The sequence below is a fragment of the Carboxylicivirga taeanensis genome (genome assembly GCF_051851475.1).
Taxonomy (GTDB): domain Bacteria; phylum Bacteroidota; class Bacteroidia; order Bacteroidales; family Marinilabiliaceae; genus Carboxylicivirga; species Carboxylicivirga taeanensis.
Genome location: NZ_JBPUSJ010000025.1, coordinates 1 through 12,251 on the forward strand (window position 1 = coordinate 1; position 12,251 = coordinate 12,251).

Sequence of the window (12,251 nt, forward strand, 5' to 3'; positions counted from 1 at the left end):
GCCATGTTTAAGGTGGCGGGTAACTGTGGCATGTGTCAGGAGCGCATTGAAGAGGCCGCCCTGTCGGTAAAAGGAGTGAGCTCTGCCAAATGGGACAAGGATACTAAAATGCTGCACTTAAACTATGGTGGCCAAGCCACAGTGGATGCGGTTGAAAAAGCCATTGCAGCGGTGGGGCACGATACAGAGCACCACAAAGCCGATGATGAGGTGTACGACAACCTGCATGGCTGCTGTCAGTACGAGCGCTTTTAGATAAAAATATAGCTGTTAAAAATTGAGATTAACGCCAGGTACGCAAAGACTTTTTATCAGTTCTTTGCGCCCTTGGCGTTTTTTTTTGCTCTATGGGCATTTCGGGTAACTTTTTATTTTCAGATACCCTTGCTTCGTGTGTTTTATGAAACCTCTTATGAAGCTTAGCCGCCAATCATGGCCTTTACACCATAGGATTTGAACAGGGCAATGATTTCCTGCAAACGTTTGGCAGAGGGTTCGGCCATTTCGCCCTTATCATACGCTTCGCCCAGTTTCTCGTATTTCTTTTCAGCAATGTTATGAAATGGCAGAAGGTTAACCAGGGGCTTTTTACCTTCCAGTGCAGCGATGAACTGAGCCGACTCGCGGATGTTCCAATCGTCATCGTTCACCCCTTTAATCAAGGGAATACGAATATTCAGGTCAACACCAGTGGCTGAAAGGCGCTTGAGGTTAGCCAGAATTTTCTCATTGGGCATGCCGGTCCATTGGCGGTGCTTGTCCGAGTCCATCATCTTTAAATCGTACAGAAAGTGATCGGTGCGCTTAGCCACTTCCATCAATACCTCTGGCTTGGCATAGCCGGTCGTATCCACACAGCGGTGGATGCCTTCTTCGCCGCAGGCATCCAGCAACGGGATAAGGAACTCATGATGCAGCAGGGGCTCACCACCGGAGAAGGTAACCCCTCCTTCTGATTTGTCCATCAGCATGGTTTCTTTTTTGATCTGCTTCACGATCGCTTCCACACTCATTAAGCGGCCCGTCATCTCAATGGCTTTAGTCGGACACACCTCGGCACAGGTGCCACAAAGGGTGCATAAATCGCCATCCGTAACAATGCCATCCGGCGTCAGCGTCAGGGCCTTTTCGGGACAATGCTTCACGCATTCTTCACAGGCAATGCACTTGCTGTTATTATACATTTTCTGCTGTTGCTTCAGCTGACTTTCCGGGTTGTGGCACCACCTGCATCGTAAAGGACATCCTTTCAGGAAAATGGTGATGCGAATGCCCGGCCCGTCATTGATGGCGTAGCGTTTTATATCAAATATTAAACTTGGTAGTTCCATAGTTAGTTGCGAATACCTCGCTTATTTGTTGATTTGCTCATTCGTTAATTGTTCCCCCATCGCCCTGCGGGCACTTCCCCAAGGGGAAGATTTATGTGGAGCTTTAAAATGCTCCCCTTGGGGAGCTGTCCTTCGGACTGAGGGGGGACAATGAATTGTATTTTTAAAGCACTAATGATTATCTGGAGAAAGGCACCAGCTAAATAGTATTCCTGCCTTCTGCCTGATAACTAATAAACTTTTTTAAAACGATTCATTCTCTGTTCTGTCAATGACTTCCTGCTGTAAATCGGCATTCATATCGTTGAAATAATCACTGTAACCGGCCATACGCACCAACAGATCTTTATAATCCTCCGGTGACGCTTGTGCTGCCCGCAAAGTGGCTGTATCCACAATGTTGAACTGCACGTGGTGACCTCCCATCGTGAAATAGCTGCGTATCAGCTTTCCCATCTTGGTAATGTCCTCGTCACGTTTTAACAAGCTCGGCAGGAAGCGCATATTCAGCAGGGTGCCTCCCGAGCGGGTGTGATCCAGCTTTGTTAATGAGCGAATCACCGCTGAGGGTCCGTTTACATCGCAGCCATGAGAAGGCGAGGTGCCATCGGAAATGGATTTGCCGGCTAAACGGCCGTTTGGTGTGGCGCCCATCACTTTACCAAAATATACGTGGCAGGTGGTCGACAGCATGTTCAGATGGTATTTGCCACCTTTGATATTGGGTTTTCCATCAATGGTCTTAATCAAATCGTCATAAATACGCAAAGCAATTTCATCCGCATATTCATCATCGTTGCCAAAGAAGGGCGTGCGGTTAACAATGGTCTGACGCAGGATTTCATCACCTTCAAAGTTATTGGCCACTGCCTTTAAAATGCGCTCCATGTCAAAGGTCTTCTTTTCAAAAACATGGTGCTTGATGGTGGATAAACTATCAGTTACAGTGCCTAGGCCGGTACACTGAATGTAATTGGTGTTGTAGCGCGGTCCGCTGTTGTAGTAGTCACGGCCTTTGGCAATACAATCTTCAATAACCACCGACAGGAAGGGAGCCGGTGCATATTTGGCAAACATGGTATCGATGTAGTTGCTGACGCGCATTTTCTGGTCAACAATAAATTCCAGCTGCTTTTTGAAGGCGTCATACAGCTCTTCATAGCTTTTAAAGGTTCTTGGATCACCTGTTTCACAGCCGGCCAGCTTGCCGGTTACGGGATCGATGCCATTGTTCAGAGTAACTTCAAGAATCTTAGGCACGTTGAGGTAGCCAGTGAGCACATAGGCTTCTTTGCCAAATGCGCCTACTTCAATGCAGCCACTGCAACCGCCTTCTCTGGCATCAGTAAGAGACTTGCCCTGTGCCAGCATCTCGGTAATATAGGTTTCGGGACTGAAAACAGAAGGATAACCATGTCCTTGACGAATGACCTTACAGGCGGCATTCAGGAACTTATCAGGAGTAACGTGGCTGATGTGCACCGATGAGCCCGGTTGCAGCAGGTGCAGTTCCTCCACCACTTCGAGCATAATGTACGATACTTCGCTCACACCATCAGAACCATCGGCTTTAACGCCCCCAATGTTAATGTTGGTAAAGTCGTTGTAGGTGCCACTTTCTTTGGCCGTGATGCCCACTTTCGGTGGAGCCGTCTGGTTATTTACCTTGATCCACATGCAGCTGATCAGCTCCTTGGCTTCTTCACGAGTCAGCGTGCCCTCAGCGATTTCCTTTTCGTAGAATGGGGCCAGGTGCTGGTCGAAATGCCCCGGATTCATGGCGTCCCAACCATTCAATTCGGTGATGGTGCCCAGGTGCACAAACCAATACATCTGTATGGCCTCGTGCAGGGTGCGAGGGGCGTGGGCAGGCACCCAGCGGCATACCTCGGCTATTTTTAACAGCTCGGCTTTACGCCTGGCATCTGATTCTGTTTGTGCTTTTTCTTCAGCCAGGGCAGCATGGCGCTCCGCGAACACAATGGCAGCATCGCAGGAGATATCCATGGCTTTTAGTTCTTCCGCCTTGTTATTGGCATCCGGATCGTTGAGGTAGTCCAGCGAATCCAGGTGTGCCTTGATATCTTGTTTGAAATCCAGCAGGCCCTTTTTGTATATCTTACCATCCAGGCAGGTGTGGCCCGGTGCACGTTGCTCCATAAACTCGGTGAACAGGCCGGCTTCATAGGCACGTTTCCATTCCTCGGGCACATGGTTGAAAATACGCTCCCGCTGGGTACGTCCCTGCCAGTAAGGGATTACCTCCTGCTCATAAGTATCAATATCCTTCTGGTTAATGGTGTAACGCTGCTGGTCGCGGGTGTTGAGCACATGAAAATCTTCCACACTATGACAGGTCAGCTCCGGGAAGGTAGGCACGGCCTTTGGCTTCGGACCACGTTCGCCAACAATCAGTTCATCATCACCCATATAGAGCGTCTTCTTCTGGCAGTGGTCCATGAAGGTGAGGGCTCTCAAAACAGGAATCGAATGTTTTCCGTAGTGCTCTTTGTAAAACGCTGTTTGGTGCAAGGCCCGCTCAATGGAGATGCTTGGTTCGGCTTCAAAACTCAGCTTGCGAAGGCGCTGAATGCGTGGATTCATACCCGGACCGATTTTATCACCCAATGGTTGATAAAAATTACCTTCGGATGCCGCTGAACGTTCTGCCGTTTTTTCTGCTTCTTCTTTACCGAGTAGTTCTTTGATGCTTGGTCGGCCTGCTCCACTGGGATCAGGACGGCCTTTTATGTTTGTTGTTGACATTGTTTTAAGGTTTTTTCAAGTGTTTGAATACAAAAAGCATCAGTTATGTAACTGACCAATTGTATAATTTAGTAGGATGACATAAGGGAAGACCCGGCTTGACTACTCAGGCCGGACGACTAAATCTGCTTATAGAACATTAAGCATTCAAACAAACAGCGATATCCTTTTATGCTATGCGGATGGCTCACAATTAACTTATTTTGAACAAGGTCAAAGTTGCAGAAAAAAGAACTGATTGCAAATAGCTCTTCGGCATTTTTTTAAGGCCATAATGAAATTATTTCAGTGCTGTATACGGCCGTGGAAAAAGACTATTCGTTTTCGTTTAAAATGAACCGGTTCTCAGGGATGATGATTTCAATTCGTGGCGCCTTATGATTTTCAGGCTCAGGCCTGTTCTGTTGTTTGGCGCGCTTCTTACGTAACTTAATTACCTCCTTGCGGTAGTTTTGGTAGTGTTTGCAAAAAGTACTGTAGTCGATGGGTTCTTTATGGTCAAAGGGGCGATACAAAGGGGCACTCATATCCGTTATCTCCACCGACTCAGCCTGGTAGCAGAGCACATCATCGCTTGTCCATACTTTCAATACCACACCAGGCAGACTGTGCAGTTTCCAAGGAGCAGCAGTGAACGGCAGTTCTGTTGTGTACAAGGCCTGATACTTGCGCCCTCTAAACTCAGCCAAGGCCGTTTTACAGGGGTAGTTTAAAATGGTGTCTTTCACATCGGTCAGTTTCCACTTAAACAGGTTTAATGGTTCTTTAATAGTCAGGTTATCGCGCCCCAGACTTTCTTCGTAAATCAGGTAGTCGTTGGTATAATCCTTGAATAGGCGCGTGGAATCAGCTGTTCGTTTATAGCGGATGTTGTTTCCGGCCCCCACTTTGGTTAGACGAATGGTATAGCTCAACACCTGGTTGTTTTTGGCCAGCAGCTCCATGTTATAGGTATTGGGCTTTGCATGATTGGTATAGTTGTAAACAACTTTAAGTGTTTTGTTTTGTGCCATGCTGCCAGTCAAGCTTAAAGTCAGAAGGATCGTGAGCAAATAGTTCATCAATAAGTTTTTTGTTTGATACATACGGTAAGAGTGTGTTAAGGTTTTTATTTTTGTATGGTTTAGCTCTGGCCGCTTGAGGCAGTATAAAAACACGTTTTTTGGCTGTTGTATTTTGGTTTGATTAAACATCCTCAACACGAGCTTGTTAAATTAGTGGTTTGAACATTAGATAATCTAAAACACTCACAATCATGAAAAACCTATTTGCTATTGCTTTTGTATTGGCTTTACTGGTAGTTAGTTGTAAACCAAAAGCAGACAAAGAACAAAAGGCATCGAAAAAAGAGACGACCGAAACCGTTGCACCACCCTATGAAAATGTAAGCGAGTCGGTCGAACGTATCGACAGTGTTGCAGCTGAGCTGGACAACTCCATCGAGAAACTGGAAAAAATAGTTAACGAGTTAGAATAGTAAGCTTATGAAAAGTGTGGTATTGAATTTGGCATTGGTAATGGGTTTGGCTTTAGCAGCTCAACCGATGCAGGCACAACAAAGTAAGGGCAAAGAAAAAGCCAAAAAGGAAAAGCTTGAAAAGCAGGCTAAAGAGAAAACTGCCGACGAAGAGTTAAAGGAAAAAGGGGCGAATACGGGAAAAGGGAACGCTTATGGAAAAAATAAAGGTGAGTTAAAAGGAAAGGAATTTGGCCAGCAGCGTTCGGCTGAAATGCGCGCCATGCAGGAACAGAAGCAAAGGGAACTTGATAATTCCATAGAAGAAGGAGAGGCCAAGGTAAAGGAGGCGGACGAAAAAATTAAGCGTTCGAAGGAAAAGCTCGAAAGAGCCAGGCAGGAAGGCAGTATCTCTGAGGAAGATTACAAAAAAGGGAAAGAACACCTTGAGATGGCCGAAGAAGAGATGGTTAAAGTCAGGGAGCAGCTGAAACGGGCCGGTGAAGAGCGGAAGAGAGCCATGGAAGAGATGGAAGCCTACCGTGAAAAGTCAGAGCGCCGAGCTCATGAAAGAGAAGAACTCGAGGAAGAGCAGGGAGAGAAATAGCCGGGGAGTTTTACTTATAAAGGATTGATTTAACGCAGGGTGCTTATCCTGCGCTATGACACTATCCCGATAAGTGTGAAAGCAAAAATATCTGGGTTCAGATTAATTTGAGTTGGACTTTTTCTCTCAAATATTGTCATTTCTTGATTAAGAATCTGTCCTTAGTTTCTCTCTGATTGGGATAGAAATTATTTTTCGCCAGACTCATAGAGTTTGGCGATTTTCATTAAAACCGCCTTTCCGCAAAAAACACAATGAGCAGTAGCAGGCCAATAGCCCCTTTCACCTGCCAGTAGGGAATAGCCATCCCCATAATTGCCAACACAATAACCACCTTAAGCAGGCGGCCCGAGCGTCGTTCCATTTTGGATTTAAACTGGACGAGTTTCAACTGGCGGTTCTCCATATCCAGCAGAAAAACTCCGTCGTTCTCCACCACGTAGTCGTACTCGAGCAGCTGGCGTCGGGTGCTCTTATTACGGGCACTGATGGCCTGAGTACCGCTTTTAACCTCCACAATGTACTGCTTGCCATTCTTCTTCACAATGTAGTCGGGTTGGATATCGGCGTATTGCACCTCGCCATCTTCCAGATACTTATGCGCGTAGGTACTCTGATAATCAACAATGGTATAGCCCTTACTTTTCAGGAAGTTTTTGGCTTGCAGCTCCAGCCGGTTCCCCCGCTCAAAGCGCTTGCGTACCTTACGTTCCTGGAAGTAGGTCTTCACCTTGTGCCTGATAACCAGGTAAGACAGAACGATGATAATCAGCGCTAATGATAGAAACAGCAGGTGGTTTTGGTTGGTATAATCGAAGGTTTGCATAGTGTACTGTTGAGGTATCCGCTGCAAAAGTAGTGTCTTTATATTTAAATAATGCTAATGGTGGATGGCTTATAGCTTATTGCTGATGGCGATTGATGCTCCCATGTCCTTTCATTTTTGCCTACAGCAGCAAAAACGAAACAAAAAATGCTGCCGCCGCAGCACTCATTGACCCGCTACTTTTTCATTTCGGGAAAATATTTAAAGATGCCCGGCTTGGTGCCAAATATTTTCTTCCTTCATTCAAAAAGTGGGTGCCCCAATATCGTTGCTGATGCGGAATCCCGTATTTCAATTAATTGAGTTTTTATCACTCTCTACTCGAAACAGGGTTTCGAAATATTGAAAGCCAATGATAGGAAGGAATGTTACAGAATGGCGGCCTTTGAAAAAGGGAAAGCCTGATGTAACGAATTCATTCCGGTGCACAGCAATCATATATCTACTTTCTGCTTTAGCCGCAGGGGCTCATACTTTCTTATCTCCGCAGAACGGAGCAAGCTTTGATATAAGAAAGTACGCAAAGAACATCAAGACTGCATCACTCGATGACCCACTAGGTAAACATTCCAGGCAAAATTTAAAGGATTTACAGGATGGTATCAAATTTTGCATTCTTCTACTTATTACAGTGGGTGCCCCATCTGCGTTGCTGAGGTCGGGGAGCAGACTGCCAACTCAGAGTGCCCTCTCTAACTTCACTCGAAAAAGGGTTTCGAATGCAATCGCTTATTGCCTGAAAGGCATGCAGGTGCGTGAACAGGTCGTCAGTCCTGTTTTGTTAGGTCATGCTAATTGAGTGTTGCAGGCACGACAGGTAGAAAAGAGAAACTATTCCCCTGTTTCTCCCCAAAGGAAGAATGGTTCAGCATTGAGTCTGTTGCTGTCATCCATCCTCCTTATTATAAACAACCGGCATCTGGCCTTTCCAGGTGTTCCATAAATCCGGCTCTGTTATCAGGCGTGCCATGTAGTTGGCCACATTAATCCGGCTTGTTTTGCCAGCATTAAAAATGGGGTTTCTGACAGGTGAAGGAAACACTTCATAATTGGTCACAGCCTCCTCATTGATAAGTCCATCGGGGCGCACGGCTACCCATTGGATATAGGGGTCGTCCTGACCAATTGTGAGGCGCAAATAATCGGCGGCCTGCTCATTGTCGGGGTGAGGTGGTAGCAGCACGCGCAACAGGCCTATCACTATTCGGTTTAGGATGGGATTGGGCTCATTTAAATCCCGGTTGGCGTTGCCGCTGGTATTCATTAGCACGAATTTCACTGGTGCTGCCGGGGCATTGGATTGGATGCTTTCGCAAATGAGTTTCACTGCATCGTGCACCAGTCGCCTTGGCTTACCATAGATGCCTTTAAAGGTGGGACGGTGACCCAGACACGAGACAATAGCCCCACAGTTCTTAAGTACCTCAGCCATGTGCTCACGACTCATTTCAGAAATGCTGCCAGTGATTAGTTCGATGTGTTCATCATGGTGCCAAGCCTCAGGAATCTCAGCTGTGGATCGAACAATTATTTTCACTTCCTGCCCGGCGATTACTAACTGTTCAACAAAGCGCAGGCCTGTGGCACCGCTTGCTCCTGTTACTAAAGTCTTCATAACTATTGGTTTAGTACAGGCGAAGTTAGTTGATATTTAAGCGCCTTCCTATAGCCTTTGCTAATCTTTAGCTGCATAGCTGTTTCCAAAGCTTTATAAAGGGACTGTTGCTTCAAACCTATTTTCCCAATGAAACGGAGCTAATGCACATATGTTATCTTAAAGCGAAATGTGCTATTTGGAGCGGTTGGCTGAAGGCACAAAACTTGCAAAGTGAATGTTGCCAACAGTTTTTATTTTTAATAGTATTTGTCAATTCCCCCAAACCCTTTAATCAGTTTGTTTTCTTTCGTTTTGTCAAGGAAATTGTGTAAACGCTTCGCAAACTCTTCGGGTCTTTTTCTGGCACTTTCAATATATGCAATTCTGATTCGTTTGTAAGGCTCTGAAAAATGTTGATAATTCTCCCATACAACTTTTTCTGATTTTAACGCCCTTATTATGTCTTCCGGAAAATTAAAATTCTGATGAATCACTTTAAATACCTCATTCTTAATTGAGTTGTGAATCAGGTTGTTGTCAAAGAGCCACTTCAAGCGTTCAATGTTGGGTTGTGAGAATGTTGAGTTTTTTCTTCTTTTGCAAAATCTTTGAATAGTCGTTTCTTCGTTCAGGGATTTAACAGTACTGTCAATCCACCCAAAGCATAGAGCTTCTTCAACGGCATCATTGTATAAAATCCGTTTTTTACCGGTCTTTTTCAATGGATATTCCAACCAGATGGCATCTTTTGTCTCAAAATTAGTTTCGAGCCATTTTCTCCAATCTTGTCTATTTGTATAATATATGGTTTCTATCCCGGTCATTTTTCAAATTGCTCCCATTATTGGGGAGTCGTACTTTTTCTACTTTACAGGGGTTAATCTAATTATTCCTTTAATAGTCTGGTAATAACAATTAAAAGGTTGGTTTTTCATACATCCTTCATTTCTAATGCCAATAGTTAAAGCACGAACACCTTAAAAACAAACACGTGTTCATAAATCAAGGATTTGGTGTTGAGAGCCGAAGCCCGATACTTTTCACAACGTACATCCCCCATATGAGCTATGGTGCGTTATTGGCGGGAGTTTTTCATTATTAAATGTTCAAATGGGTCACACTCATCAATCTCTCTATCAGGCGATAAAATAAATCTTGCTTTACTATGTTTTTCTGAGTCAATGCGTATTGAGATATCGTAGTCGTCATCATTAAATAAATATTCAATAACAGGATAAGCTCCAGCATCATCTTCATCTGTTTCAAGGCCTCCGTTTGGATGATGCTTTATGGCGTGTCCATAAAATTCTGAAACGCACAACATGGAGTTCATATAAATTTGATATTCAATTGTGTCTGTATCAATGTTATTAATTCCTAAAATTTGAACGAATTCCTCTTTTTTGTCTTCGTATTTGAAGACCAATTCAAAATTAGTCCAGTTAATATCTTTTATATCACTCCGAGACTCAGTAGGTTCTAAATATGTAATAATTTTATTTGGCTTTTCTGTGTTTAAGGAATCCGCTATTGTGGTGGCACTTGCTGCCTTACTTGCACATGCTATCAGTGTGATTAATAAAATGGTGAAAAGGTCAATTTTCATTTTTACGGTCTTTGTATGCGTGTTATTATTTCTTCTTACATGTTTTCTTACGGACTTGCCAAATGAAGTGGCACTGGTGCGTGTGGTATATTCGCTTTTTTTATGCCTTACCTCGCGCGGGAGACAAACTCCCAAGACCCACTAAAGCAAGGACTACTTTATGATGGCTTGTTGGGCTTAGTTTTCTTGTTCATTATAGATTTTTCCTTCTCATTAAGGACATGTATTAGTACTCCAAGCAAGGTGTCTATTTTTTCACTTTAGGCTTTTTCTTCTTCTTATAGTGAGGATTAGCGGTCTTTGCTGTATCGGCAATATTGATTTTCATGGAGTCGATCTTAATCATCTTATCAGTATCAGTCGAATGTGGCCCATTTGGATTAACAATAGTTGAAGTGGCACAATTGTTTATAACAGTCGAGTGCGTTCCGTCTGGATTAACTATTGTCAGAGTACTACCATTATTAATCGCCGTAGAATGCGTCCCATTTGGATTAACAATAGTTGAAGTGGCACAATTGTTTATAACAGTCGAGTGTGTTCCGTCAGGATTAACTACTGTTGAAGTACTACCATTATTAATCACTGTTGAATGTGTCCCATTAGGATTGACTACAACTGTTTGTGCATTAGTGCAACAAATGAAGAATAAAGATAAAGTCAGAATAGTAAATAATCTTTCCATATTTTTAATTGTTTAAGTTTATTTATTCAAGTCATTATTAGTAGGCTCTTAAATTAACGTCTTGCCGCATGAAGTGTGCCGCTGCGTGTGGTATATTCGCTTTCTTAATTTCTCATTTGCGCGCGCGGGAGCAAAACCTCCAAAACCAGCCTCGGCAAGGCATTCTTTATTGCGGTTTGTTACACGCAGTTATTTTATTTTTTCTAAGAATCTAACAAAAGCACCTAATTCAGTTTCATAAAACTGGTCAAGAATTCTAAAATCAATATGGAAAATTGCATTTCCAACTGCTTTGGCAATCCTTACTTTAAGATTGTCAATATTCGTATCAATATTAAACTCTTTCAATAAACAACTATTCATTGGTCTATCTTCAGTTACTCTTCTAAACTTTTCAAAAGACACGTTCTCAAGGTAACCAAAATCTAAAAGTACATGATATAATAGCTTTTTAGGAATAGAGGATTCAAAATCATACTTGAATTGAAATATATTTTGCTTTACTATATAGCTCTGGTTTACATACTCCTTAAACTTATCAAAACCTGTCCCATCACCATTGCCATCTTCATCACCTTGTATGTATATTAAATATCCTTTCTTTTGATAGTCATCTAATAGCATTTTTATTCTTTTGGGAAGTTTATTCCCTTTACCACCATAACTTTCAACAATAAATTGCCAAGTTTTAGATATTTCACCATCGCTTCGCAAATTCTCTACAAAAGCTTTTTCTGATTCACCTTCAACTAACAGCAAACTGGTACCTTCATATAATTCAGGAAACTCTTTTAAACAATTACCTAATTCATTTAAAGTATCTCTAATAGGTAATATTTCACTATAAAATTTCACTGCATGTTTTCCCCACCAATCTAACTTTTCATTATCAATGAAAGAACCATTCCATTGTTCTGATTCAATTACATATTTATAAAAGTGAAATGCTGCATCAAGATATTTTTGTTTCTTGCTCCTCGAAGCGTTATCTAAAACAAATATGGTTTTATTTACAAAGTTCTTTAATGCATCAATAGCAACACCACATTTTATATCTCTTTTTCTTAAAGGATTAGCAGGATGTGGGATTGTATATTTACAATAATCACCTTTCCCACATTTATGACATTCATAATAAGGAATCCATTCATTAACAAGTTTTTCAGATAATTCCAGCGGCGTAAACTCTCCATTTAGACTTTTGCGTGTATATCCATTAATCTCATAAATTTTGATATTTTCAAATTCTATTGAATTCATTATTAGGTTTTAAAATTGCGTGTAACGGCCTGCCGCATGGCGTCGTAAGGCGAAATTAATCTTACGAACTTTCCAAAATGAGCTGAGCCAAAGCGTTGTATTTGAGTTTATCTTTTC

12 protein-coding genes are annotated in these 12,251 nt (G+C 42.8%); 3 read left to right on the top strand and 9 right to left on the bottom strand.

Translation table 11 applies throughout. The annotated features are described in order from the left end of the window. Positions 1-255: heavy-metal-associated domain-containing protein (locus ACSX1H_RS18555; protein ID WP_439185747.1), on the top strand; the 255-nt coding region annotated here is incomplete at its 5' end. 164 nt (positions 256-419) lie between these two features. Here ACSX1H_RS18555 and ACSX1H_RS18560 read toward each other — a convergent pair. From ACSX1H_RS18560 to ACSX1H_RS18570, 3 genes are all read right to left on the bottom strand, one after another. After that, positions 420-1,331 carry a glycyl-radical enzyme activating protein gene (locus ACSX1H_RS18560; protein WP_439185748.1) on the bottom strand — a complete coding sequence of 304 codons (912 nt, stop codon included), beginning with the start codon at positions 1,329-1,331 and terminating at the stop codon, positions 420-422. A 243-nt stretch (positions 1,332-1,574) separates the two neighbouring features. Next, a complete protein-coding gene (hypD, locus tag ACSX1H_RS18565; protein WP_439185749.1) occupies positions 1,575-4,097 on the bottom strand; it encodes a trans-4-hydroxy-L-proline dehydratase in 2,523 nt (840 codons plus the stop codon). Between the two features lie 314 nt (positions 4,098-4,411). Beyond that, positions 4,412-5,158, bottom strand: coding sequence for a GLPGLI family protein (locus ACSX1H_RS18570; protein WP_439185750.1), 747 nt, complete (start codon positions 5,156-5,158; stop codon positions 4,412-4,414). Positions 5,159-5,352: 194 nt separating this feature from the next. On the opposite strand from ACSX1H_RS18570, the gene ACSX1H_RS18575 reads away from it, so the two are divergent. Further along, positions 5,353-5,574: a hypothetical protein gene (locus tag ACSX1H_RS18575; RefSeq protein WP_439185751.1), complete on the top strand. Its 222-nt coding sequence runs from the start codon at positions 5,353-5,355 to the stop codon at positions 5,572-5,574. A 7-nt stretch (positions 5,575-5,581) separates the two neighbouring features. Then, positions 5,582-6,160, top strand: coding sequence for a hypothetical protein (locus ACSX1H_RS18580; RefSeq protein ID WP_439185753.1), 579 nt, complete (start codon positions 5,582-5,584; stop codon positions 6,158-6,160). 226 nt (positions 6,161-6,386) lie between these two features. Here the strand turns inward: ACSX1H_RS18580 and ACSX1H_RS18585 are convergent, their stop codons facing one another. From ACSX1H_RS18585 to ACSX1H_RS18610, 6 genes are all read right to left on the bottom strand, one after another. Beyond that, positions 6,387-6,986, bottom strand: coding sequence for a PD-(D/E)XK nuclease family protein (locus tag ACSX1H_RS18585; protein ID WP_439185754.1), 600 nt, complete (start codon positions 6,984-6,986; stop codon positions 6,387-6,389). A gap of 886 nt (positions 6,987-7,872) precedes the next feature. Then, positions 7,873-8,601 carry an NAD(P)-dependent oxidoreductase gene (locus tag ACSX1H_RS18590; protein WP_439185755.1) on the bottom strand — a complete coding sequence of 243 codons (729 nt, stop codon included), beginning with the start codon at positions 8,599-8,601 and terminating at the stop codon, positions 7,873-7,875. Between the two features lie 239 nt (positions 8,602-8,840). After that, positions 8,841-9,407, bottom strand: a complete 567-nt coding sequence (locus ACSX1H_RS18595) for a YdeI/OmpD-associated family protein (protein ID WP_439185756.1) — start codon at positions 9,405-9,407, stop codon at positions 8,841-8,843. Between the two features lie 251 nt (positions 9,408-9,658). Beyond that, positions 9,659-10,189, bottom strand: a complete 531-nt coding sequence (locus ACSX1H_RS18600) for a hypothetical protein (RefSeq protein WP_439185757.1) — start codon at positions 10,187-10,189, stop codon at positions 9,659-9,661. Between the two features lie 247 nt (positions 10,190-10,436). Further along, positions 10,437-10,874: a hypothetical protein gene (locus ACSX1H_RS18605; protein ID WP_439185758.1), complete on the bottom strand. Its 438-nt coding sequence runs from the start codon at positions 10,872-10,874 to the stop codon at positions 10,437-10,439. Positions 10,875-11,063: 189 nt separating this feature from the next. Further along, the gene (locus tag ACSX1H_RS18610; RefSeq protein ID WP_439185759.1) at positions 11,064-12,134 is read right to left on the bottom strand and encodes a hypothetical protein; all 1,071 of its coding nucleotides are present in this window, start codon (positions 12,132-12,134) and stop codon (positions 11,064-11,066) included. Between the last annotated feature and the right edge of the window lie 117 nt (positions 12,135-12,251).

Excerpts from the sequence above, each read along its gene's own strand:
- ACSX1H_RS18560 (WP_439185748.1), bottom strand. The coding sequence starts at position 1,331 with ATGGAACTACCAAGTTTAATATTTGATATAAAACGCTACGCCATCAAT.
- hypD (WP_439185749.1), bottom strand. The coding sequence starts at position 4,097 with ATGTCAACAACAAACATAAAAGGCCGTCCTGATCCCAGTGGAGCAGGC.
- ACSX1H_RS18570 (WP_439185750.1), bottom strand. The coding sequence starts at position 5,158 with ATGAACTATTTGCTCACGATCCTTCTGACTTTAAGCTTGACTGGCAGC.
- ACSX1H_RS18575 (WP_439185751.1), top strand. The coding sequence starts at position 5,353 with ATGAAAAACCTATTTGCTATTGCTTTTGTATTGGCTTTACTGGTAGTT.
- ACSX1H_RS18580 (WP_439185753.1), top strand. The coding sequence starts at position 5,582 with ATGAAAAGTGTGGTATTGAATTTGGCATTGGTAATGGGTTTGGCTTTA.
- ACSX1H_RS18585 (WP_439185754.1), bottom strand. The coding sequence starts at position 6,986 with ATGCAAACCTTCGATTATACCAACCAAAACCACCTGCTGTTTCTATCA.
- ACSX1H_RS18590 (WP_439185755.1), bottom strand. The coding sequence starts at position 8,601 with ATGAAGACTTTAGTAACAGGAGCAAGCGGTGCCACAGGCCTGCGCTTT.
- ACSX1H_RS18595 (WP_439185756.1), bottom strand. The coding sequence starts at position 9,407 with ATGACCGGGATAGAAACCATATATTATACAAATAGACAAGATTGGAGA.
- ACSX1H_RS18600 (WP_439185757.1), bottom strand. The coding sequence starts at position 10,189 with ATGAAAATTGACCTTTTCACCATTTTATTAATCACACTGATAGCATGT.
- ACSX1H_RS18605 (WP_439185758.1), bottom strand. The coding sequence starts at position 10,874 with ATGGAAAGATTATTTACTATTCTGACTTTATCTTTATTCTTCATTTGT.
- ACSX1H_RS18610 (WP_439185759.1), bottom strand. The coding sequence starts at position 12,134 with ATGAATTCAATAGAATTTGAAAATATCAAAATTTATGAGATTAATGGA.